This window comes from Cupriavidus sp. FW305-27 (genome assembly GCF_058787995.1).
In genome coordinates, this window is record NZ_JBYTAG010000038.1 from 1 (window position 1) to 23,298 (window position 23,298).

At 67.2% G+C, this 23,298-nt stretch carries 21 protein-coding genes, 1 tRNA gene and 1 pseudogene; 8 read left to right on the forward strand and 15 right to left on the reverse strand.

Going from position 1 to position 23,298, the window contains the following annotated elements; all coding sequences use genetic code 11:
• The 4 genes and pseudogenes from AC3WRI_RS18845 to AC3WRI_RS18860 form a co-directional block, all read left to right on the forward strand.
• A pseudogene (locus AC3WRI_RS18845) lies at positions 1-183 on the forward strand (allantoinase); the annotation flags it as partial.
• Positions 180-698 carry a 2-oxo-4-hydroxy-4-carboxy-5-ureidoimidazoline decarboxylase gene (gene uraD, locus AC3WRI_RS18850; protein WP_010809176.1) on the forward strand — a complete coding sequence of 173 codons (519 nt, stop codon included), beginning with the start codon at positions 180-182 and terminating at the stop codon, positions 696-698. The pseudogene AC3WRI_RS18845 and the gene uraD, both read left to right, overlap by 4 nt.
• Before the next feature lie 180 nt (positions 699-878).
• Positions 879-1,946 (forward strand): porin, encoded by a 1,068-nt coding sequence (locus AC3WRI_RS18855; RefSeq protein ID WP_492293777.1) that lies wholly within the window; start codon positions 879-881, stop codon positions 1,944-1,946.
• 240 nt (positions 1,947-2,186) lie between these two features.
• Positions 2,187-2,432: a hypothetical protein gene (locus AC3WRI_RS18860; RefSeq protein ID WP_010809178.1), complete on the forward strand. Its 246-nt coding sequence runs from the start codon at positions 2,187-2,189 to the stop codon at positions 2,430-2,432.
• A 106-nt stretch (positions 2,433-2,538) separates the two neighbouring features.
• Here the strand turns inward: AC3WRI_RS18860 and AC3WRI_RS18865 are convergent, their stop codons facing one another.
• Together AC3WRI_RS18865 and AC3WRI_RS18870 are read right to left on the reverse strand one after the other, a co-directional pair.
• Positions 2,539-4,860, reverse strand: coding sequence for an NADP-dependent malic enzyme (locus AC3WRI_RS18865; RefSeq protein WP_010809179.1), 2,322 nt, complete (start codon positions 4,858-4,860; stop codon positions 2,539-2,541).
• Positions 4,861-5,202: 342 nt separating this feature from the next.
• On the reverse strand, positions 5,203-5,826 hold the full coding sequence (locus AC3WRI_RS18870) for a DUF4136 domain-containing protein (protein ID WP_010809180.1): 624 nt from the start codon (positions 5,824-5,826) through the stop codon (positions 5,203-5,205).
• A 282-nt stretch (positions 5,827-6,108) separates the two neighbouring features.
• On the opposite strand from AC3WRI_RS18870, the gene pepN reads away from it, so the two are divergent.
• From pepN to AC3WRI_RS18885, 3 genes are all read left to right on the forward strand, one after another.
• Positions 6,109-8,805: an aminopeptidase N gene (pepN, locus tag AC3WRI_RS18875; protein ID WP_492293778.1), complete on the forward strand. Its 2,697-nt coding sequence runs from the start codon at positions 6,109-6,111 to the stop codon at positions 8,803-8,805.
• A gap of 97 nt (positions 8,806-8,902) precedes the next feature.
• Positions 8,903-9,919, forward strand: coding sequence for a class 1 fructose-bisphosphatase (locus AC3WRI_RS18880; RefSeq protein ID WP_011614834.1), 1,017 nt, complete (start codon positions 8,903-8,905; stop codon positions 9,917-9,919).
• A 149-nt stretch (positions 9,920-10,068) separates the two neighbouring features.
• Positions 10,069-10,144: transfer RNA gene (locus AC3WRI_RS18885), tRNA-Thr, on the forward strand.
• A 341-nt stretch (positions 10,145-10,485) separates the two neighbouring features.
• Here the strand turns inward: AC3WRI_RS18885 and ppk2 are convergent.
• Both ppk2 and AC3WRI_RS18895 read right to left on the reverse strand, forming a co-directional pair.
• Positions 10,486-11,403, reverse strand: coding sequence for a polyphosphate kinase 2 (gene ppk2, locus AC3WRI_RS18890; RefSeq protein ID WP_492293779.1), 918 nt, complete (start codon positions 11,401-11,403; stop codon positions 10,486-10,488).
• 130 nt (positions 11,404-11,533) lie between these two features.
• Positions 11,534-12,922: an FAD-binding oxidoreductase gene (locus AC3WRI_RS18895; RefSeq protein ID WP_492293781.1), complete on the reverse strand. Its 1,389-nt coding sequence runs from the start codon at positions 12,920-12,922 to the stop codon at positions 11,534-11,536.
• A 245-nt stretch (positions 12,923-13,167) separates the two neighbouring features.
• Here AC3WRI_RS18895 and AC3WRI_RS18900 point away from each other — a divergent pair, with 245 nt between their 5' ends.
• Positions 13,168-14,280, forward strand: a complete 1,113-nt coding sequence (locus AC3WRI_RS18900; protein ID WP_167686574.1) for a CapA family protein — start codon at positions 13,168-13,170, stop codon at positions 14,278-14,280.
• Positions 14,281-14,341: 61 nt separating this feature from the next.
• Here the strand turns inward: AC3WRI_RS18900 and AC3WRI_RS18905 are convergent, their stop codons facing one another.
• The 11 genes from AC3WRI_RS18905 to AC3WRI_RS18955 all read right to left on the reverse strand — a co-directional run bounded on the left by AC3WRI_RS18905 (position 14,342) and on the right by AC3WRI_RS18955 (position 23,291).
• Entirely contained in the window at positions 14,342-14,497 is a 156-nt protein-coding gene (locus tag AC3WRI_RS18905) for a hypothetical protein (protein ID WP_010809186.1), read from the reverse strand.
• Positions 14,498-14,752: 255 nt separating this feature from the next.
• Positions 14,753-16,366 (reverse strand): flagellar assembly protein A, encoded by a 1,614-nt coding sequence (locus tag AC3WRI_RS18910; RefSeq protein WP_010809187.1) that lies wholly within the window; start codon positions 16,364-16,366, stop codon positions 14,753-14,755.
• 174 nt (positions 16,367-16,540) lie between these two features.
• Positions 16,541-17,347, reverse strand: coding sequence for a hypothetical protein (locus AC3WRI_RS18915; protein ID WP_010809188.1), 807 nt, complete (start codon positions 17,345-17,347; stop codon positions 16,541-16,543).
• 41 nt (positions 17,348-17,388) lie between these two features.
• On the reverse strand, positions 17,389-17,730 hold the full coding sequence (locus AC3WRI_RS18920) for a hypothetical protein (protein WP_010809189.1): 342 nt from the start codon (positions 17,728-17,730) through the stop codon (positions 17,389-17,391).
• 16 nt (positions 17,731-17,746) lie between these two features.
• Positions 17,747-18,490: a lytic transglycosylase domain-containing protein gene (locus AC3WRI_RS18925; RefSeq protein ID WP_010809190.1), complete on the reverse strand. Its 744-nt coding sequence runs from the start codon at positions 18,488-18,490 to the stop codon at positions 17,747-17,749.
• The gene (locus AC3WRI_RS18930; RefSeq protein WP_010809191.1) at positions 18,490-19,860 is read right to left on the reverse strand and encodes an OmpA family protein; all 1,371 of its coding nucleotides are present in this window, start codon (positions 19,858-19,860) and stop codon (positions 18,490-18,492) included. The genes AC3WRI_RS18925 and AC3WRI_RS18930 overlap by 1 nt, the downstream gene beginning before the upstream one ends.
• Positions 19,861-19,918: 58 nt before the next feature.
• Positions 19,919-20,311 (reverse strand): hypothetical protein, encoded by a 393-nt coding sequence (locus tag AC3WRI_RS18935; protein ID WP_010809192.1) that lies wholly within the window; start codon positions 20,309-20,311, stop codon positions 19,919-19,921.
• 168 nt (positions 20,312-20,479) lie between these two features.
• On the reverse strand, positions 20,480-21,190 hold the full coding sequence (locus tag AC3WRI_RS18940; RefSeq protein WP_010809193.1) for a TadE family protein: 711 nt from the start codon (positions 21,188-21,190) through the stop codon (positions 20,480-20,482).
• Complete coding sequence (locus tag AC3WRI_RS18945; protein ID WP_010809194.1) at positions 21,187-21,552, reverse strand: DUF192 domain-containing protein; 366 nt, start codon at positions 21,550-21,552, stop codon at positions 21,187-21,189. Before AC3WRI_RS18945 ends, AC3WRI_RS18940 begins: the two co-directional genes overlap by 4 nt.
• Complete coding sequence (locus tag AC3WRI_RS18950) at positions 21,549-22,430, reverse strand: type II secretion system F family protein (protein ID WP_010809195.1); 882 nt, start codon at positions 22,428-22,430, stop codon at positions 21,549-21,551. Before AC3WRI_RS18950 ends, AC3WRI_RS18945 begins: the two co-directional genes overlap by 4 nt.
• Positions 22,431-22,442: 12 nt before the next feature.
• The gene (locus tag AC3WRI_RS18955) at positions 22,443-23,291 is read right to left on the reverse strand and encodes a type II secretion system F family protein (RefSeq protein WP_492293783.1); all 849 of its coding nucleotides are present in this window, start codon (positions 23,289-23,291) and stop codon (positions 22,443-22,445) included.
• Positions 23,292-23,298 lie beyond the last annotated feature (7 nt).

The window sequence follows — 23,298 nt, forward strand, 5'->3', positions numbered from 1 at the left end:
AGCCCCAAGATGCTGTCGATCGGCATGCACTGCCGCCTGCTCGGCCGCCCGGGCCGCTTCCGCGCGCTGCAGCGCTTCCTCGACTATGTGCAGGGACACGACAAGGTGTGGATCTGCCGCCGTGTCGACATCGCCCGCCACTGGGCCGATACCCACCCCTACACCCCCCGGAACCAAGCATGAGCCAGACCTGCACCATCGCCCAACTCAACACCATGCCTGTCGCGGAGTTCGTGCAGGTGCTGGGCGGCATCTACGAACACTCGCCGTGGTTTGCCGAGACCGCAGCCGCGCAGCGGCCCTTCGCCGACGGCGCAGCGCTGGCGCAGGCACTGCGCAAGGCGGTCGATGAAGCGGGCGAGGCGGCCCAGCTCAAGCTGGTGCGCGCCCACCCGGAGCTGGCCGGCAAGGCCGCCGTGCGCGGCGAGCTGACCGCCGAATCCACGCGCGAACAAAGCGGCGCCGGCCTGAACCTGTGCACGCCCGAGGAGTTCGACCGCCTGCAGTCGCTCAACGCGGCCTACAACCAGAAGTTCGGCTTCCCGTTCATCCTGGCCGTGCGCGGCTACGACCGCCACGGGATCATCGCGGAGTTCGCGCGCCGACTGGAAAACACGCCGCAGCAAGAGTTGCAAACTTGCATCAACCAGATCCATCGCATTGCGCAGTTCCGGCTTGACGACTTAGTATCCGCCTGAGCAAAAAAGCGTCACCTGTATAACAAAAAACGCTGTACCCGATGCCGCCGGCACCCATGCACCACCCCTCACCGAGCCAAGCCAGGCGGCACGAATAAAAGCACCAAGACATTAGAAGAACCCGACAGGGACCCAGTACACAACGTTCCAAGCAGGATCAAAAACCACGGAGGTCTAACAATGCAGAAGCAGTACAAGCCGGCACTAAAGCTGGCGGCAGTAGCGGCTACCCTTTTTTCCGGTGCGGCCATGGCCCAGTCCAGCGTCACGCTGTACGGCCAGGCTGACATGTTCATCGGCGGCGTCAAGAGCCCGGGTTCGGGCGAGCGCGCATGGGTGGCCAACTCGGGCGGTATGCAGACGTCCTACTGGGGCATCAAGGGCACCGAAGACCTGGGCGGCGGCACCAAGGCCATCTTCGACCTGAACGGGTTCTTCCGCACGGACAGCGGCAACAGCGGCCGCTTCACCGGCGACTCGATGTTCAGCCGCAACGCGTACGTCGGCCTGCAGAATGACAAGCTGGGTACGTTGAAGCTGGGCCGCAACACCACCCCGTACTTCATCTCGACCATCCTGTTCAACCCGCTGGTCGACTCGTACGTGTTCTCGCCGACCATCTTCCACACCTACTTCGGTGCGGCCAGCAACGGCGTGGTGGATCCGGGCATCATCGGCGACTCGGGCTGGAGCAACTCGGTGCTGTACTCCACCCCGAACTTCGGCGGCCTGAGCGCGAACCTGATCTACTCGGCAGGCGAGAAGGCAGGTGCCGCGGGCCAGAACAAATGGGGCGGCAACCTGATGTACTTCAACGGGCCGTTCGCCGCGACCGTCGCGTTCCAGCAGGTCCGCTTCAACGCGGTTCCGGACGACCTGTCGGTAGCAGGCCTGAGCCGCCAGGACGCTGTGCTGGGCGGCATCACATACGACTTGAAGGTGGTCAAGCTGTTCGCCCAGGGCCAGTACATCAAGACCAAGGCCAGCACGGCCGCCAGCGGCGACATCAAGCACACCAACGGTCAGGTCGGGGCCTCGGTGCCGGTCGGTGCCGGCAGCGTACTGGCGTCCTACGCCTATGGCAAGACCGAGAACGCGATCGGTGACTTCAAGCGCAACACGTTTGCCGTCGCCTACGACTACAACCTGTCCAAGCGCACCGACGTCTACGCCGCCTACTACTACGACAAGATCACCGGCATCGAGCACGGCGATACCTTCGGCGTGGGCATGCGTCACAAGTTCTGATGACGTAACCGTCTCATCGGCAGTCCTGGAGCCCGCCCTTCCGGCGGGCTTTTTCATTGCCGCGTTGACATCACACTGCGCCGAAATTAGGCGCCAGAATGCTGCGCCGCGCCATCCCATGCCGTCGGGCAGTATGGATCGGAAGCCGGTATTTCATAGGTGGATTCAATTGGAAGCGCTCTTTGACGCTTCCTAGATTGGTGATCCGGACCTCAAAAACGACATTGAGAGAGGTGATTCATGCGGCGATACCCGAAGACCCGTTCCGAACTGATGGCCATCCTGAACCAGTGCCTCGACAACAACCCCGAGTGCGGCGAATGCGAACTGCACGCGGTGCGAATGCACCAGCCTGACCATACCGGATGCAACTGGAGCGCCGAGGTCGATTTCCCGCAAGAATCCGTCGACAACCTGGGCACGCAGCTCGCCGCGGCCAAGTCGATCATTGTCGTGATGCGCGAGCAGTACAACGTGCTGCAATAGCCACCGATCCCGCAACGCGCCGTGCGCGCTTGCCGCGGGGCAGCATCAAAGAAAAAGCCGGGTCACCAGACCCGGCTTTTTGCATTGGCTCACGCCCGTCAGGACATCAGCGCACCGCGTTGCTCTCCGCCACGGCCACGGCCGTCATGTTGACGATGCGGCGCGTAGTGGCTTGCGGGTTCAGGATGTGCACCGGCTTGGCCGCGCCCAGCAGGATCGGGCCCACCGTGACGCCCTGACCGCCCGTGATCTTGAGCAGGTTGAAGGCGATATTGGCGGCGTCCAGCGTCGGCATCACCAGCAGGTTGGCGCTGCCGGCCAGCTTGGTCGACGGCAGGAAGTGGCGGCGCACGTCTTCGTCCAGGGCAGCGTCGCCCTGCATCTCGCCTTCCACTTCCAGGTGCGGAGCCACCTTGGCAAGGATCCCCGCGGCCTCGCGCATCTTGCGCGCCGACGGACGGGTAGAGGAGCCGAACATCGAGTGCGACATCAGCGCGACCTTGGGAACGAGGCCGAAACGCGCGATTTCCTCAGCGGCCAGTTGCGTGATCGCGGCCAGTTCATCGGCGGTGGGATCGTCGTTGACGAAGGTGTCGGTGATGAACAGCGTATGCTTTTCCAGCATCAGCGCGTTCATCGCGGCGAACACCTTGGCGCCCGGCGCCAGGCCGATCACGTCGCGCACGTGCTCGAGGTGTGCCTCGAAGCGGCCCACCGTGCCGCACAGCAGCGCATCGGCATCGCCCATATGCATCAGCATGGCGCCGATCAGCGTGTTGGAGCGGCGCAGTGCCACCTTGGCCATGTCCGGCGTCACGCCGTCGCGGCCGCGCAGCGCGTGGTAGGCCTCGTGGTAGGCGCGATAGCGCGGGTCTTCTTCCGGATTGACCAGATCGAAGTCCACCCCGGCCTTGAGGCGCAGGCCGGCCTTCTCGATGCGCATCTGGATCACGTGCGGGCGGCCGATCAGGGTGGGGCGGGCCAGCCCTTCGTCGACCACGGTCTGCACGGCACGCAGCACGCGCTCTTCCTCGCCCTCGGCGTAGGCAACGCGCTTGGGCGCAGCCTTGGCGGCCGAGAATACCGGCTTCATGATCAGGCCGGTGTGATAGACATAGGTGGACAGCTGCTGGCGATACGCCTCGAGATCCTTGATCGGGCGCGTGGCCACGCCGGATTCTTCCGCGGCCTTGGCCACCGCCGGCGCGATCTTCTCGATCAGGCGCTGGTCGAACGGCGTCGGGATGATGTAGTCCGGGCCGAACTTCAGCTCGCGGCCGCCGTAGGCGGCGGCAACGGCGTCGTTGAGTTCGGCCTCGGCCAGCTCGGCGATGGCCTTGACGCAGGCCAGCTTCATCGCTTCCGTGATCTTGGTCGCGCCGCAATCCAGCGCGCCGCGGAAGATGTACGGGAAGCACAGCACGTTGTTGACCTGATTCGGGTAGTCCGAACGGCCAGTGGCGATGATGCAGTCCGGGCGCGCGGCCTTGGCCACTTCCGGGCGGATTTCCGGCTCGGGGTTGGCCAGCGCCAGGATGATGGGCTTGTCGGCCATGGTCTTGACCATCTCGGCGGTCAGCACGCCGGCGGTCGAGCAACCCAGGAAGACGTCGGCGTCCTTGACGATGTCAGCCAGCGTGCGCGCCGACGTGTCCTGCGCGTAGCGCGCCTTGTTGGCTTCCATGTTGGCGTCGCGGCCAACATAGATCACGCCCTTGGAGTCCACCACCGAGATGTTCTCGCGCTTCACGCCGAGGCTGACCATGGTGTCCAGGCAGGCAATGGCAGCCGCGCCGGCGCCGGACACGGCCAGCTTCACCTTGGCCACGTCCTTGCCGACCACCTTCAGGCCATTGAGCAGCGCCGCGGTAGAAATGATGGCGGTGCCGTGCTGGTCGTCGTGGAAGACGGGGATGTTCATGCGCTCGCGCAGCTTCTGCTCGATGTAGAAGCACTCCGGCGCCTTGATGTCTTCCAGGTTCACGCCGCCCAGCGTGGGCTCGAGCGCGGCAACGATCTCGACGATCTTGTCCGGGTCGCGCGCGTCGAGCTCGATGTCGAACACATCGATGCCGGCGAACTTCTTGAACAGGCAGCCCTTGCCCTCCATCACCGGCTTGCCGGCCAGCGGGCCGATATCGCCCAGGCCCAGCACGGCGGTGCCGTTGGTGACCACGGCCACCAGGTTGGCGCGCGAGGTGTACTCGGCGGCGGTGGCGGGATCCTTGGCGATTTCCTCGCAGGCATAGGCCACGCCCGGCGAATAGGCCAGCGACAGGTCGCGCTGGTTGGACAGCGCCTTGGTCGCGGTTACCTGGATCTTTCCCTTGGTGGGGCTGCGATGGTATTCCAGCGCGGCGAGGCGCAATTGCGCTTCAGGACTGTTCGGGGCATGTTGCGGTGCATCACCGCTATTCTTGCTGCTCATTGGCTCGTCCGGAAAATGGCCCGGAGCGGAAGCGCCCCTCTCCCCGCCAAGATCCGGCTCAGCCCCGATCGAGAAATCTCAGGATACGGGCCGGCAGCGAAGGACAACGCCTGGCAGCGATACTGGCGATCCCGGCAGACAGGCCGGAAAAATCGAGCAACCATTCTAGCCCACGTGTCCGCGCAAAGTACCACCAGAGCCCGCCTGCAGGCCGCTTTTTGGGTGGATTATTCCAGTTAAACAGCTTTTACCATTGCGTATGCAATACAGGTGCAGAGGCATGCCCGTGCATGCATCCGCACGCATCGTCTGGCCGGGACCGCGCGGCCGGCCCCGGCGGCCCTACTTTGCGTTCTTCTCGACCTCGAGCGTCACCCGGCGCGGACGGCCGCTCTCGGCCGGGAAGTCGGTAAAGGCGCTGCGGATCAGGTAGGGCATGACCGCAGGCAGGCTGCCGTTCTCGGTCTGGTTCTGCGCGGTGACCTGGTAGACCCGCTTGCCGCTGGCCGCATCCCTGAAATACACCCGCAGGCTGGAGAACGTCACCGAAATGTCGCGCACCACGGTCTGCGGCGGCCAGTAGCCCGGGCCCCATGGGCCCCACGGACCCCAGGGCCCGTACGGGCGGTAGTAGCCAGGCCCCCAGTACGGGCCCCACGGGCCGTACCACGGGTCCGGGTAGACGGTCTCGGCCACGCGCACGATGCCGGGCGCGGCATCGAAATCCATGCTGACGCGATAGCGCGCCTGTTTCGCCGGCACCTGCTCGAAGCCGATCCCCGCCAGCGCCGTGGCCAGCCACTGCTCATAGGTCTGGCGGTCCAGCTGCGCCGCCTGCTCGGCGCTGCGCTCGAAGCTGTAGGTGCGCGGCGCATCGTTCTGCCAGCCGGGCTGGCGGAACGCCGTGACATCGGTCACCACGGTGCTGGCGCACCCCGACAGCAGCAGCGCCGCCAGCAACGCCATCGCCCCCCACCACCCGCGCGGCCCCGGCCACGCGCCTGCCGCTCCCGCATTGCCGACACCGCCTGCGCGCTGCCACATAGTGCTACCTCGCTTTCCTCTGAATACCCACGTGTCTCTGAGACCACGCCGCCGGCGCGGAATTCCCCGCAGCTTGCCGATGCCGTGCCGCGCCGGGCCGCGCCCCGACCCCTTGGCTACAATGAGGACTTCAGCGCCATGCTTCGCTGCCGCGCGCATGGCCCGCCCCCTTTCCTAACGGTCTTCCGAAGACAGGATCTTTCCATGCTGCGCACCGACACGCCCGTTACCGTCTATCGCAAAGACTATACCCCGCCGCCGTTCGCCATCGACCACGCCGAACTGGTGCTGGACCTCGATCCCCAGCGCACCGTGGTCACCAGCACGCTGCGCTTCGCGCGCCAGGCCGGCGCGCCCGACGCACCGCTGGTGCTGGCCGGCGAGGAACTCGAACTGATCGGCGTCAGCCTGGACGGCAAGCCGGTCGCCGACGCGACCCAGGATGCCGGCACGCTGACCATCCCCGGCCTGCCGGCGCAGGGCACGCTGGAGATCACCACCGCTTGCCAGCCCGCGGCCAATACCACGCTGTCGGGCCTGTATGTGTCCAACGGCAACTTCTTCACCCAGTGCGAAGCCGAGGGCTTCCGCCGCATCACCTACTTCCTGGACCGCCCCGACGTGATGGCGACCTACCGCGTCACGCTGCGCGCCGACCGCGCCGCCTATCCGGTGCTGCTGTCCAACGGCAACCTGGTGGGCCAGCGCGAACTGCCCGACGGCCGCCATGAAGCCGTATGGGAAGACCCGTTCCGCAAGCCGGCCTACCTGTTCGCGCTGGTCGCGGGCAAGCTCGAATGCATCGAGGAACGGATCCAGTCCGCCTCCGGCAAGGACAAGCTGCTGCAGGTCTGGGTCGAGGCGCGCGACCTCGACAAGACCCGCCACGCCATGGATTCGCTGATCCATTCGATCCGCTGGGACGAGCGCCGCTTCGGGCTGGAACTGGACCTGGACCGCTTCATGATCGTCGCCGTGGGCGACTTCAACATGGGCGCGATGGAGAACAAGGGCCTGAACATCTTCAACACCAAGTACGTGCTGGCCAACGCGCAGACCGCCACCGACACCGACTTCGCCAATATCGAGGCGGTAGTCGGCCACGAGTACTTCCACAACTGGACCGGCAACCGCGTGACCTGCCGCGACTGGTTCCAGCTTTCGCTCAAGGAAGGCCTGACGGTGTTCCGCGACCAGGAGTTCTCGGCCGACATGATGGGCTCGGAATCCGGCCGCGCGGTCAAGCGCATCGAGGACGTGCGCGTGCTGCGCCAGGTGCAGTTCCCCGAGGACGCCGGCCCGATGGCGCACCCGGTGCGCCCCGACAGCTACGAAGAGATCAACAACTTCTACACGGTCACCGTGTACGAGAAAGGCGCCGAAGTCGTGCGCATGTACCAGACCCTGCTCGGCCGCGAGGGCTTCCGCAAGGGCATGGACCTGTACTTCCAGCGCCATGACGGCCAGGCTGTCACCTGCGACGACTTTCGCGCGGCCATGGCCGATGCCAACGGCCGCGACCTGACGCAGTTCGGCCTGTGGTACAGCCAGGCCGGCACCCCGGTGGTGACGGCGCGCACGGACTGGAACGGCGACGACGGCAGCCTGACCCTGACGCTGTCGCAGCGCTGCCCCAAGGTCGGCATCGAGACCCGCGCCGGCACGCCCGAGAAGCAGCCCTTCCATATCCCGTTCGCGCTCGGACTGCTTGGCGCAGACGGCAAGGACCTGTCGCTGCAGCTCGAAGGCGAAAGCACGCCCGGCGCGACCACGCGCGTGCTCGACTTCACGCAGGCCGAGCAGAGCTTCCGCTTCATCAACCTGCCGCGCGGCGCCAGTGCCCCGCTGCCCTCGCTGCTGCGCAACTTCTCGGCGCCGGTGATCGTCGATGCCGAGTACACCGACGCGCAGCTGACCTTCCAGCTGTCGCACGACAGCGATGCCTTCAACCGCTGGGAAGCCGGCCAGCGCCTGGCCACGCGCGCGCTGCTGCAGCTGGTGGCCGAGGTCCAGGCCGGGCGCGAGCTCAAGCTCGATCCCGCGCTGGTGCAGGCCATGCGCGCCGTGCTCACCGACGACACGCTCAACCCCGCCTTCCGCGAACAGGCGCTGGTGCTGCCCGCCGAGGCCTACCTGGCCGAGCGCATGGGCGTGGCCGATCCCGCCGCCATCCACCGCGCCCGCCAGTTCATGCGCGAAGGCCTGGCGCGCGCGCTGCAGGCCGACTGGCTCGCCGCCTACGAGGGCAACGCCACGCCGGGCGCCTACTCGCCCGATGCCACCTCCGCCGCCAGGCGCGCACTGCGCAACCTGGCGCTCGGCTACCTGGCCGACGGCGGCGATGCCGCGATGCAGGCGCTGGCCGAGCAGCAGTACCAGAACGCCGACAACATGACCGACCGCTTCGCCGCGCTGTCGGCGCTGGTCAACAGCTTCGCCCCCGGCCGCGAGCACGCGCTGGCGGACTTCTACGAGCGCTTCGAGGACGACCCGCTGGTGATCGACAAATGGTTCTCGCTGCAAGGCATGCAGCGCGGTGACGTCGGCCCGCACGCCGGCAAGCGCACCATCGACACCGTGCTCGCGCTGATGGAGCACCCCGCCTTCAACCTGCGCAACCCCAACCGCGCGCGTTCGCTGATCTTCAGCTTCTGCTCCGGCAACCCGGCCCAGTTCCACGCCCAGGACGGCTCGGGCTACCGCTTCTGGGCCGACCAGGTGCTGGCGCTCGACGCCATCAACCCGCAAGTGGCGGCGCGCCTGGCGCGGGTGATGGACCGCTGGCAGAAGTACGAACTGGCGCTGCGCGACCGCATGCGCGCCGAACTGGAACGCGTCGCCGCCAGCAGCACGCTGTCGCGCGACGTGCGCGAGATCGTGGGCAAGGCGCTGGCCGCCTGAGCGGCGGGAACGACACAAGGAGGCCCGCCAACGCCCCCTTTGCCCGGCCAAGCGCGGCCGGGCATGTAGAATTGCGGCCATCCAAGGAGAACCAACCATGACTCGCATCAGCCTCACCCGCTACCTGGTCGAGGAGCAGCGCAAGCACAACACGATCCAGCCCGAACTGCGGCTGCTGATCGAAGTGGTCGCGCGCGCCTGCAAGGCCATTTCCAACGCTGTCAGCAAGGGCGCCCTCGCCGGCGTGCTGGGCTCGGCCGGCACCGGCAATGTCCAGGGCGAAACCCAGCAGAAGCTGGACGTGATCGCCAATGAAGTGCTGCTCGACGCCAACGAATGGGGCGGCCACCTCGCCGCGATGGCGTCGGAAGAAATGGAATCGTTCTACGAGATTCCCAACCGCTACCCGAAGGGCGAATACCTGCTGATGTTCGACCCGCTGGACGGCTCGTCGAACATTGACGTCAACGTCTCGATCGGCACCATCTTCTCGGTGCTGCACATGCCCAAGCCGGGCCAGACCGTGACCGAGGCCGACTTCATGCAGCCCGGCACCCACCAGGTCGCCGCCGGCTACGCTGTCTACGGCCCGCAGACCACCCTGGTGCTGACCGTCGGCAACGGCGTGCACATGTTCACGCTCGACCGCGAGGCAGGCAGCTTCGTGCTGACGCACTCCAATGTGACGATCCCGGACGACACCAAGGAATTCGCCATCAACATGTCGAACATGCGCCACTGGGCCCCGCCCGTGCGCCGCTATATCGACGAATGCCTGGCCGGCGAAGAAGGCCCGCGCGGCAAGAACTTCAACATGCGCTGGGTCGCCTCGATGGTCGCCGACGTGCACCGCATCCTGACCCGCGGCGGCGTCTTCATGTACCCGTGGGACAAGCGCGAGCCGGAAAAACCCGGCAAGCTGCGCCTGATGTACGAAGCCAACCCGATGGCCATGCTGGTTGAACAGGCCGGCGGCGCCGCCACCAACGGCCACCAGCGCATCATGGACGTGCAGCCCGAAAAACTGCACCAGCGCGTCTCCGTGATCCTGGGCTCCAAGAACGAAGTGGAACGCGTCACCCGCTACCACCTGGAAGCCGAAGACAAGGCCTGATTCCGGCCGAGCGGCAACAGGACGGGGCGCCCAGGTGGCGCCCCGTTTTCTTTCGGCCCCGGCCGGATGGCACGGGCGACACAAAGGGGTTCACAAGGCGGAAAAACGCTGCTACTATTGCGGGCTGTTCCAGTTCACCGGAACATGTTGCCGAAGTAGCTCAGTCGGTAGAGCAGCTCATTCGTAATGAGAAGGTCGGGGGTTCGATTCCTCTCTTCGGCACCACAGAATTCCAGGGCATCGCCCACACAAGCAGACCCGGACAGCATCACGCTCTCCGGGTTTTTTGTTGCCTGTGATCGGGCAAAGTCGGCGGTGGCAGCGGGCACCCCAGCCGATGCGCCCACCAGTAACGGAAAGGATGGTCGAAATCGGGATAAAGCACCGGCTGGCTGAAGCAGCCGGCACGCTTCATCAGGAGGTAGGCAGCAACCATGGCCGCCCAAAAAACTAGCAGTTCCACGATAACGGCCACCCTTGGATTTACAGGTGGCTGTTTTCATTATAGGTAGCCGCCTACCCCAGGGGGACGATGGCGCACCCGTGCAAACCCTAGGGCTGTTCCCTCAATACACATCCGGAACGATCATCTCCTTCGGCACCGGTTGCCGCACATAGTCCTCATGCCGTTCGCGCCCCGGCAGCACCACGCTGGGCGCCTCCACTTCCGCATAGGGCACCTGGCTCAGCAGGTGATGGATGCAGTTCAGCCGTGCGCGCTTCTTGTCGTCGGCCTGCACCACCCACCACGGCGCCTCGGCAATATGCGTGCGCTCGAGCATGATTTCCTTGGCCTTGGTGTAGTCCTCCCAGCGGCGCTGCGATTCCAGGTCCATCGGGCTCAGCTTCCACTGCTTGAGCGGATCGTGGATGCGGCTGAGGAAGCGCAGGCGCTGTTCGTCGTGCGTGATCGAGAACCAGTACTTGATCACCTGGATGCCGGAGCGCACCAGCATCCTTTCGAACTCGGGCACTGAGCGGAAGAACTCCTCGTACTGGTCGTCGGAGCAGAAGCCCATCACGCGCTCGACGCCGGCGCGGTTGTACCAGCTGCGGTCGAACAGCACGATCTCGCCGGCGGCGGGCAAGTGTGCCACGTAGCGCTGGAAGTACCACTGGGTGCGTTCGCGGTTGTTGGGCGCTGGCAGCGCCGCCACGCGGCAGACGCGCGGGTTCAGGCGCTGCGTGATGCGCTTGATCACGCCGCCCTTGCCGGCGGCGTCGCGTCCTTCGAAGATGATGACGATCTTGTGTCCGGTGGCTGCCACCCAGCTCTGCAGCCGCACCAGTTCGCCCTGCAGGCGGAACAGCTCGCGGAAATAGTGGCGGCGGCTGTCCTGCTCGGCCTCGTCGTCCAGGTGCACCGGATCGCCGAAGGCCTCGCTGGCTTCGCGGTCGTCCAGTTCCAGTTCGATCTCTTCGTCGTAGTAGTCGGCCACCTCGTTGTGGATGCGCCGCACCAACTCTGCTTCGCCCGGTCTCATCTGATCTGCTCTCCCTGTGGATACAACGCGGTCGCGCCGATACTCGCATGCCGGTATTGCAGCCGCGTGAAAGCGGGGCAGGCCACCCGCCCTGCCCCGCCTTCCTGCCTGTCCCTGCAGATTACGCCAGTTACGCCGCCGGATTGATGTTGTGGTTGTGGCGGAACAGGTTGCCCGGGTCATAGCGCCGCTTCACCTCGACCAGCCGGTCGTAGTTGGGCCCGTAGGCCGCGCCGATGCGGTCGGTTTCTTCCTGCGTCAGGAAGTTCACATAGACGCTGCCCAGCGCGAAGGGCGCTGCCGCGCGGAACACTTCACGGGCCCAGCTGATGCACTTGTCGTCGTCAGCGGGCGCGTCCCAGCGCCCGTGCAGGTTCATGATGAAGTTGGCATCGCGGCTGGCATAGGCGGTCGCATCGGGCGCGACGCGGTTGGTCTGCCCGCCCATGGCGCCGATAAAGACCTCGCATTGCGGCGAGGGCAGCTTGCCGATCTGTTCGATCAGCATCGTGATCAGGCCGTCGTCCAACCCGGCGAAGTTGTGCGATTTCCAGTAGTTGCGAGCGCCCGGTGTCAGCAACGGATCGAAGGCCTGCTGCCATGCCGTGAGCGGCATCGGGCCGAGATGCTCGCCATAGGGCGTGCCGAGCTTGCGCAACGGCTCGACCAGTTCGGGGCCTTTGTCAGGCGGGCCGATATAGCAGATCGCCAGTGCCGCGACCGGCTTGCCGTGCGTCTCGGGCGGCAGGAACGGCAGCGGCGGCGCCTGGCGCAGCACTACCCAGACGGTCAGCTCGTCAGGCATCGACTTGAACAGTTCACGGTAGGCCGGCAACACCGCGGCGGCCTGTTCCAGCGGATAGACGATCAGCCCGCCATAGATCTCGGGGCCGACCAGGTGCAGCCGGAACTCGAACATCGTCACCACGCCGAAGTTGCCGCCGCCGCCGCGCAGCGCCCAGAACAGGTCGGCGTTCTCGTCGGCGCTGGCGCGCACCAGCTTGCCGTCGGCGGTCACGACCTGTGCCGATACCAGGTTGTCGACGGTGGTACCGAACTTGCGGCTGAGCCAGCCGAAGCCGCCGCCGAGCGTCAGCCCGGCCACGCCGGTGGTGGAGTTGATGCCCAGTGGCGTGGCGAGGCCAAAGGCCTGCGCCTCATGGTCGAAATCGCGCAGCGTGGCGCCGGGCTCCACATAGCCGCGTTGCGCGTGGGGATCGATGCGCACGGATTTCATCTGCGACAGATCCAGCACCATGCCGTCCTCGCAGATCGCCAGCCCGCCGATATTGTGGCCGCCGCCGCGTATCGACAGCAGCACGCCATGGTCGCGCGCGAAGTTGACCGCGGCGATCACGTCGGCAGCACCCGCGGCCTGCACGATCAGTGGCGGACGGCGGTCGATCATCGCGTTCCAGATGCGGCGCGCTTCGTCGTAGCCGCTGTCGTCCGGCTGCAGCAGGCGCCCGCGCAACTGCGCCTTGAGTGCCTCAATGTGTTCCTGCGATGGCTGGGCCATAGTGTGCCTCCCGATGCTGGTTGGAAACATCGGACGGCGCGCGGCGTCTGGGTGCAGGGAAATGGCCACGAGGACCGATGACTAGATCATTTAAGGCAGTCACCGCTTGAATGTAAATGGGGCTCTGGCCCCACGCGCACAATCCCCATGGCAAGTGCCGCAACGCGTTCATGCCGCCCCGCCACCCTGCCGGCCTATCATGAATGAACAGCCGGGACGGCGCCCTCGCGCCGTCCGTCCGCACCATGAACACAGCCAGCCACCCTCCCCTGTTCCTGTGCGGCGACGTGATGACCGGGCGCGGCATCGACCAGATCCTCGCGCATCCGAGCCAGCCGCTGCTGCATGAATCGTATGTACATTCAGCGCTCGACTACGTGCGCCTGGCCGAGCATAAGGCCGGCCCGATCGCACGCCCCGCCGCGCCGGAATACCCCTGGGGCGATGCCCTGGCGGAGCTGGAAAGCCGCGCTGCGCGGCCGCGCATCGTCAACCTGGAAACCGCCATCACCACCAGCGACGATGTCTGGCCCGGCAAGGCGGTGCACTATCGCATGCATCCGGGCAATGTCGCCTGCCTGCAGGCCGCCGGCATCGACTGCGCGGTGCTGGCCAACAACCATGTGATGGACTGGGGACGCGCGGGCCTGACGGATACGCTGGCAGCGCTGGACGGCGCGCATATCGCGCATGCCGGCGCCGGCCCCGACGAGGCAAGCGCGGCGCACGCCGCACTGCTGCCGCGGCCCGGCGGCGGCCGCGTGCTGGTGCTGGCCCTTGCCATGGAAAATGCCGGCACCCCCGCGGCCTGGCGCGCCAGCGCCGGACATTCCGGCGTGAACCTGCTGGAAGACTGGTCGGTGGCATCGCGCGAACGCATTGCCGCGCAGGTGCGCAAGTTCAGGCGTGCCGGCGACATCGTGGTGGTATCGATCCACTGGGGCCCGAACTGGGGCTACCACATCGACCCCGCGCAACGCTCCTTCGCCCGCGCGCTGGTAGAGGGCGGCGAAATCGACATCGTGCACGGGCATTCCTCGCATCATCCGCTCGGGATTGAGCTGCATGCCGGCAAGCCGATCCTGTACGGCTGCGGCGATTTCATCAACGACTACGAAGGCATCGGTGGCTACGACGAATATCGGCCGGACCTGGCGCTGATGGCCTTTGTCAGCTTCGATGCCGGCGGCAGCGCCGACCTGCGGCTGGTGCCGTTGCGGCGCAGCCATTTCCGTCTGGCCTACGCGCGCGAAGTGGATATGGCGTGGCTGCAGGCCATGTTTGAAGACGAGGGACGGGCACTCGGCACCCGGGTGGAGCGCAGCGGCTTGCATGAACTGCGTTTGCGGGCGGCATAAACCCCAGCCCATGAAAAAGCCCGCCGTTGCGGCGGGCTGCACGAAAGCCAATCGCCAGGCGTCAGTGGCGATGGATCATGTGATCAAACCATGTGCGCACTGACTGCTCCTGCTGCTGCAGCAGCGTCGGGTTCTTTTCCCGCAACATCCAGATGGCAAATGCGGCGCACGCAACGAGGGCGATCAGGACCAGCGCGGTAATCAAGGTCGCGGCCATAGCAACCTCCTTTGGGTAATGGTTGCACCTTCAGTGTAGTTCGCCTGGCAGCCGTCACGGAAAGCAGAAAGGCCAGCCTTGCTGGCTGGCCTTCCGGTTATTCCAGTGCCACGTGAGTTGGTTCCGTGTAACGCTTCCGCAGAGTGCTGATCCGCTTCTTCATTCACTGCCCGACTCTAGCTCTCTCGCCCATCCTGCGGCACCCCAGGACATAACTGCAGCATAGTACAAATCCCCGCGGATAACAGCGCGCGTTCAGTTGACGGCGATGCGGTCGTCGACCAGGCGGATCTGGCCGCCAGGCTTGTCTTCCATCACTTTGAGCACGCGGCTGCCTACCTGCAGCGTGACGCCGCCATGGATGCGGCGCGCGGCGTCGATCACGGCCTCGGCGGCCGGCTGCATCTGCTGCCCCAGTTCGGTCAAGCGTGCCTCCAGCTCGAACAGGTCACGCGACAGCTTGAACAGTGTCGCGCGCGCCTTCTCGCGCAGGTCGCCAACGGCCTTCTCGGGATGCTTGGCAAAGAAATCCACCAGCTGTTTGACCTTGTTCTGCTCTGCCAGCATGCCGCGGCGCTCGGCTTCCAGCGCGGCGCGCTGTGCGTCGGCAAATGGATTCAGGCCGACCTGGATGCTGGTGGCGGTGCCGGCCGGTGCGCCCAGCACCGCGGCGCGCACCGCCAGCAAGGCACGGCTGCGGCCGCCGCTGATGCTGCCCTGCGCGCCGGTGCCGCCCACCACGATGCGCTCGCCGGCAGCAACATCGCTCTGCCGGATGCCGCTTTCGACGTTGACCTCGGTGCCGGCCTCGACCACGGCGTTTTCGATAAAGCGCGCCTTCACCGCGCCCTTGCAGCGCACGCTGGCGCGGCTGATGCCGCCTTCGGTGCGGCCGGTGTCGGCCTTGCCGATGATGCCGCCCTTGACGATGACATTGCCGCCGGCCTCGACATTGGCGGCTTCGATGGTGCCCTCGACCACCACGTCGCCGCTGACGTTGACCGACATGCCGGTGCGGATGTCGCCCGACACGCGCAGCGTGCCGTCGAACGCCACGTTGCCTGAGTGCAGGTCGACCGATTCCACCTGCACCACGGGGCTGACCGAGATGCCGTGCACGCCCACCACCGGCGATCCTGCGATCACCGCGCGCAGCAGCTCCGCATCGTCGGCATCGGCGGCAGCGCCGGTCAGGCCTTCGGCAAAGGGCGGGTCATCGACCGGATCGGCGGCGACGGGCTTGCCAAATACGTCGACGCCGTCATTGCCGCGCACCGCCGGAACGCGCCGCATCAGCGGCGTGCCGGGGCTGACCAGCAGCAGGTTGCCCAGGTCGCGCAGGTCGACCTTGCCGGCCTCGTCGTCAGGCTGCGCCGGCTTGCGCGGTTCGAGCAGGTTGATGAAGCGCGCCGGCTCACCCTGGCGCGGCGCGACGCCGGCGGCAATGGTGCGCAGCTCGCAACGGCCTTCGGCCAGCGCGGCGTCCAGTGCCAGGGTCTGGATCGGCGCCACCACGCCGCGCGCCGCCGCGGCGCAGCGGATGTCCTCCGCGCCGACCGGACGGCCGCCTTCGGCTGGCAGCAGCGTCAGCCGCACGGCCAGGCCGTCGGCGGTGATGTCGAGCTCGAACGCGCCGTCGATCAGCGCACCGATGGTGGCATCGATCTCATGCTCGGCGCGCTGGCATTGCGCCAGGAACTGCGCCACCGCGCGCGCATCCAGCCGCGCCCCGGCCCAGCCCAGGCTGTCCAGGCATTGGCGCAGGCTGGCCTGGTCCGGCGGCAGCCTGCCTGGCTGCGGCGTGTAGCGCGCATGCACCTGCTCGCCTGGCTCGGCAAGCTCCAGGCGCAAACCCGACTCATGCGTCATGCGTCCCCTGAATCGTCTTGTGCAGCCGCGCGGCGGGTGCCGGCGCTCCGCTTGTTATCGATCCATAAACCAACGGCAGCAGCGCGGAGAACTTTAGCGCACACCTTGCCGCGTCGGCCGGGCTGCCATCGCCTTCGTGGAGAAGCCTGGGGGACGATCCGGACGATGTCCGGGCTATTTGACCGAGACCACCTCGATGGTGCCGGTCTGGCCGTTCTGCACGACCTCCTGCTTCATGACCAGGCCCATGTCGGGGCAGTACCAGTCCGTAACGCTGGCGCTCGCCGGCGGCACCGACACGGTGTGGCCCGCCACCGTGACCGGCGCCATGGTCGTGCTGCGCTCGTAGCGGACCGGCCAGCAGGATTTCTGGCCGAGGCGGGTGGGGATGGTCGCGCGCTTGCCGACGACCTTGCCGCCGATGGTGACCTTGGCGGACGGGATCCTGGCCTGGCCGGCGCTCTGGCCGGCGGCGGTCATCTGCAGGTCCATGCGCACCGTCTGCGATTCGCCCGGCAGCCGCTGTCCTTCCGCTTCAATGACGCCGCCATAGGCCAGGGTCCCGACCGCGCTGCTGTCGAGCATGCCCGATGCCGTGCCGGCGGCGCTCTTGCCCTCGACCTTGCCCGGCGCGCCGCCGCGCGAGATGGTCAGGCGGTCTTCGATCACCGCCATGGTGTAGTCCAGCCGCGTCTCGTTGCCCGAGCCGGCCGCGGCCACATTCGACACGACGCTGATATTGGCATTGCACTGGCCCTTGCCCGACTTGCGCACGCCGGACACGGACATGGTCGCCGTGCCCGGCGCACCGCCCTGCATGGTCATGCGGATCTCGCCGCCGTCATGCATCCACGGCGCATCGCAAACGCCGGCCGCTGCGGCTGCCGGCAGCAGCAGCGCAGCGAAGGCCACGCTTGCGCCAAGCGCCGTGCGGCGGTCCAGGGATTGCCGCGCGCTAGCGCGGTCGGAATTCTTCGGCATCTGTCGCCTCTCCATTGGTCAGTTCAGCAAAGCACCGGCAGTCAGTCCTTGCATTGCGGCATGTCGCGGAAGCTGTCGCGCACCGTCGCACAGGACTGCGCCAGGCCATCCTTGTCGGAGACGCCGGCCCAGCGCGTGCGGATCGATTCCAGCTCGCCGGGCAGCCCGTCGCGCAGGGTCTGGGCGGCCGCGGCCTGCCCCGATTTGTCGAGCTTGGCCGCCATGTTCTCGGTGCAGGCGCGCTGCGCGGCCTCGGCTTCCTGGCAGGCCTTCGGCAAGGCATCGCTGGCCGCTACGGAACGCCCTTCTTCCTTGCCACAGCCGGCAACGGCCAGCGCCAGCATGACCGGCAGGCAGGCACGCGGAATCCAGTACGACATCATGACTTCTCCTTTTTCTTCACCGCGGAGGCGGGGGGTTCTGATACGAGACAATGGCAAGGCCGCCGTGCTGCGCCGGCGACGCCGGCTGGCGCAAGGGCGCCGCGGCGCTGCCGTCCTGGCCGCCGCGCAAGCGCGCATAGCGGCCCAGCACCTGCGGCACGTAGGCCTGGGTCTCGGCAAACGGAGGGATGCGCGACCCGTGGCGCAGCACCGCGCCTTCGCCCGCGTTGTAGGCGGCCAGGGCCAGGCTGGTGTCGCCGTTGAAGCGCGACAGCAGGCCGCCCAGGTAGGACGCACCGGCCTGCAGGTTCTGGGCCGGATCATAGGCATCTGTCACGCCCAGCATGCGAGCCGTGGCCGGCATCAGCTGCGTCAGGCCGATGGCGCCCTTGTCGGAGGTGGCTTGCGGGTTCCAGCCCGACTCCACCTCCACCATGGCCATCAGCAGATGCGGGTCCACCGCCGCGGCCTGCGCCGCGCGGTGCGCGAGGGCAACCAGCTCAGAGGGTGGGGACTTGGCGCTGACGACCGCGGCCTTTGCCGCCGCCAGCGTTGGCAGCCCGATAAACGCCCGCGCTGGCAATGCCGCGGGCGCCGCGGTGGACGCCAGCCGTGCCGGCGCGGCGCTGCGCGACGTGAGGAAGGTCACGCCGCTGCCGCGGTCGGCATGCATCACGATCTCGGCGCCGGCCGGCACCGCGCCCGCCACCAGCATTGCCGCCACCACACCGCGCGCCGGCGCGGCCACGAGCGCAGGCATCACTGCTTGGCCAGCTCCACGCGGCGGTTCTGCGCGCGGCCGAACGGCGTGTCGTTGGGCATCAGCGGATGGGTGGCGCCATAGCCCTTGGCATCGAGCCGGTCGGCGGGCACGCCGGCGCTTTCCAGATAGCGCCTGACGGCGGCGGCGCGGCGCTCGGACAGCGGCTGGTTGCGCGCGTCGCCGCCGGTGCTGTCGGTATGCCCCTCGACGCGCAGGCGCCAGTCGGGGTGCGCCAGCACCGCCTTGGCGGCACGGTCCAGCAGCGGCCGGGCCGCCGCGCTCAGCACGTCGGAATCGGTTTCGAAGTTGACGCCGTAGAGCTGCACGCGGCCCGCGCCTTCCAGCGCCTGGCCGATGGGATCGGGGGCGGCCTCGGCCTTCGGGAAGCACGGCGGCGCCTTGTCCGCCAGGCGCCAGCCGCCGGCCTCGCGCACGCTGTCGAAGGTGCGGGCATCGCCCTTCACCAGCGCCGCGTAGGCATGGCTGCCGTCGGGGCTGAAGGCCATGGCGCCCTTCTCAGGCGCGCCCTCGGTGGTGCGCCGGAAGGCCAGCAGGGCGCCGTTTTCCAGCCCGCCGGAAATCGTTCCCAGCACCTGCGTGATCTTCATCTGCTTGTTGCTGTAGTCGCCTTCCACGTAACAGCCTTCCACCGCGGCGCCGTCCTGGTGCAGCAGCACGTAGCCGGACGAACCGAATTCCACCGGAAACTGGTAGATGCCGCCCACCTGGCGCACCTTGTCGGCCGCGGCCTCGGGCTTGCCGTAGGCCATGAACTGCTGCAGGCCGATCTGGCCCTCGTCCTGGTCGCCCGGCCAGCGGTTGCCGGTAAGCGTCAGGCGCAGGGCCCCGGCCTTGACGGGCTGGGCCAGCGGCACGCGGGTATCGTAGCCGTCCTGCCCCGGCAGGTCCGCATCGTAGATCACGGTCCAGGGGCCTTGCGTGCCGCCGGCCGAGGCTTCGACGCGGGCATGGCGCGCATTGCTGCGCGCCCCGGCATCGGACAGGCCGCGGAAGCGCAGCACGTCGACGGACGAGGCCTGCGCCAGCGCAATCACCAGCTCCTGCCGGCTGCCGTTGCGCATAAAGCCGGCATGGTCCGGAATCTCATTGAGCAGCGGATACCACGAGCGGTCTTCCTTGTCGCGGTTGACCACGAACGCGCCCGACCACAGCCCGGCAACGTTGGTTTGCGCGGGCATTGCCGGCGCCGATGCCACGGGCTGCGCCGATACCGCTGCAGGCGCGGGCTGCGCATCGCCTTGCGCAGCGGCGCTGTCAGCAGGCTTCTTCTTGCAGCCCGCCAAGGCCAGCAGGGCCACGACGCCCAGGCCAATGGCGGCCTTGCGGGTCGTCAGTCCAAACGTCATTCCCTTCAAGGTACTTCCCCTTCTTCTTTTTGTGATGCCGGCCTGTCCGGTACGCGCCTCAATGCGGGGCGCGCATCAGCATGTCGATCTTCTGCAGCCGCACGCGGACTTCGCGCTCCAGCGGCGCCAGTGTTTCCGGGCTGGCTCCGGCCTTGCTGGCGCGCGCGTAGTTCGCGATCGCCTCGTTCATGCCGCGCTGCTCTTCGGCCAGCGCACGCTTGACCAGCTCGCGCTCATCGCTGGCCGCCACGCTCGGAATCGCCGCCTGCGCGGCCCCCGCGACGGCGGCCTGCGCCAGGTCGGGCGCGTTGCCGCGTGCGGACGGTGCCGCTGCCTGGGGCGCGGAAGCCGCCGGAGCCCGCGCTGCCGACGCCGGCACGGCGCCGCTCACCGCCGGCGGCGCACGCCGCGTGGTGATGATCTGCACGCCTTCGGAGCGAGAAACCTCCATCGCCGCCAGCGCCGGTTGCGGCACGAACCCGAGGTTACACAACAACAGCAACGCCAAACAACCCCGCTTCGGCAATTTTGTCGACCTTGTCGATTCTGGCATCGGTGTCTTCGGGCTTATCCCGGCAAATTTTCACAAATACTTACAAAAACGGCGACTGCGGATGCGTCAGTTGCCGCGATACGGCGATTGCATCCGCACGATCGCCTCGGACTCGAGCGGGATGCGCCATTCCGACGCCAGCGTGGCCCGTCCGGTGCAGAAATTGGGCGTGGTCGGGACCTCCATGCCGCGGTACGAACCGGTCGCAACAAAATTCCGGATGCCGTTGACCAGCGAGTAGATGGTGCGGTCGGCAAACGGCACGAACATTTCGTAGCAGTACGTGACCCGGATCTTCAGCAGGTTGGCGTCCTGGATATTGACGCCAGAGGACGGCCCCGCGCTGGTGGCGCGGTACATCAGGCTGTCGTTGGGGATCTCCCGCGTGGTCTTGCCGGCGTAGTAGCCGCTTCGCCCGAAATCCTGCAGCGCCGCCGGCGTCGGGTTCAGCACGTCGATCCTGGCCTGGGTGCGGGCCTCGAACTGGGCCTTGGCATAGCCGGTGGCATGCGCGGTACGGTCGGCGGAGCGCACGAACAGCGGCGTCAGCCCCAGCGCCAGCCCCTTGCGCATGCTGGCCAGCCGGCCGTGGTCGACGGCGCCTTCGCGCGCGGCCTGCAAGGCGGCGTGGTCTAGCGTGGCCTTGGCCTGGTACAGCAGCCCGAACTGGATCACGCCCAGGCACAGCAGCAGCAGCGCCGGCGCGATGATCAGGAATTCCACCGCGGACTGTCCCCGTGCCCCGCGCCGCGCCGCGTGCTTTTGCTGGTGCGTCATGGCCCCTCCTCCCGCAGTTCCAGGTTCTGGCCCGGCGCAATCCCCAATGCCGCCGCGCGCCCCGCGCCGAGCTCAAGCGTCTGGCGCGCGCGCCAGTGGGCACGCACGCGCAGGCGTCCCACGCACGGGTGCACCGCCAGCACGCGCTGCCGCTTGTCGAGAAACACCACGTCGATCGCCATGCGCATGCCAAAGGTGTGGACTGCGCCGCAGGGGGACAGCAGCAAGGCTTCGTCCGGTGCCATCGAATCGCGGCTGAGCAGCCCCGTCATGCGTTCGCGCGCAGTGGCCGCCACCGACACGCGCACGCCGGTGTCGAGCGTGCTGTGGCCGGCCCGCAGGTAGAGGCGCGCCTGCCTCACAGCAGCCCTTCCTGCATAAACTTCATCACGATCGGGAAGCCAAGCACGATAAAGGTGACCGGGAAGATAAACACCACCAGCGGAAAGATCAGCTTGACCGGCGCTTCCATGGCCTGCTTCTCCGCGCGCTGGAAGCGCTCGGTGCGCCGCTGCTCCGACTGGAAGCGCAGCGTGGCGGCCAGCCCCGAGCCCATGCGCTCCGCCTGGATCACGGCACCGACGAAATTGGTGACCTCCTTCACGCGCAGGCGGTCATCCATGCGGCGCAGCGCATCGGCGCGGCTCAGGCCCGACTTCAGGTCGCGCAGCACGTGCTCGAACTCGCGCCGCAGCGGGCCCTCAGGCCCCTTCTCCACCGCCTGCAGCAGGGCGCCGTTGATGTTCAGGCCGGCCTCTACGCTCAGTGTCAGGAAATCCAGAAACACCGGCAGGTGGCGCGTGACCTGCAGCAGGTTGCGCTTGCGCACGTCGCGTAGCCAGATGCGCGGATAGAAGAAGCCCAGCGCGCTGGCGGCAAGCAGCAGCAGCGGCGAGAACACGCCCAGCCCCAGCATGGCTATGCCCGCCAGCAGGCAGAACGCCAGCGCCGAAACGATCGACAGCGACAGGAACTGGCGCGCCGTCATCAGGAACGACATGCCCGTCAGGCGCAGTTGCTCGTCCACCGCGGCGCGCAGCGACTTCGGCGTGATCCAGACGAGATGGTGGTCGAAGAAGCGCACCACCGGCCAGACCGCGCGCAGCGACGGCGGCAACGGGTCGAGGTAGTCGCGCGCCTCGTCGGGAACGGCCACGGTGAGGCGGCGCATGGCCATGGTGGTGGCGGCGAGCACGCCGACCAGGCCGGCGGCAAGGGCGAAGGCAACAACAAGCATCATGGTCGGCCCCGGTCAGACATCGATATGGGTGATCTTGCTGATCGCCTTGTAGCCAAGCAGCTCCATCACCGCGATCACGGACAGCGTGCCCCAGCCGATCGGCGAACTGAACAGCGGTGCCATCGCCACCGGCTCCATGTGGTTCAGCACCACGATCAGGAACAGCGGCAAGCCCGTCATCACCAGGCCCTGCATCTTGCCCTGCGCGGTCAGCGCGCGGATCTTGCCTTCCATCTGATGCTTCTCGCGCAGCGTGCGCGCCACCGACTCCAGCGTCTCGGCCAGGTTGCCGCCCACCTCGCGCGAGATCGTGATGGCCGCGGTCACCATCAGGAAGTCGGGCACTGGAATGCGTTTTTCCATATTGCGCAGCGCGTCCATCAGGTCCACGCCAAGCCGGACTTCGCGCATCAGCAGGTCGAACTCCTGCGAGATCGGCGGGCGCGACTCCGCCACCACGCTTTCCAGCGCCATCGGGAAGCTGGCGCCGGCGCGCAGCGCGCTCGACATCATCAGCAGCGCGTCGGGCATCTGGTCTTCGATGGCCATCAGGCGCTTGCGCTGCATCTTCTTCACCAGCGCGCGCGACAGCAGCAGGCTCACCGGAATGCTGAGCATCGCGAAGAACACGTTCTGCGATACCAGCCAGGTCAGCAGCGGCAGCGCGAACACCGCCACCACCGAGATGCCGGCCACCTGCCGCATATTGATGAAGATAAAGAGATCGGCCAGCGAGGCCTCGACCTCGGTCGCCAGCGTCTGCGTATGCCGCACGAACCAGCGCTTGCCCTGCGACAGCACGGCCCACGCAATCAGCACGGTCATCAGGAAGGCGCCGCACAGCACCAGGGCAAGGTTCATATTGCCT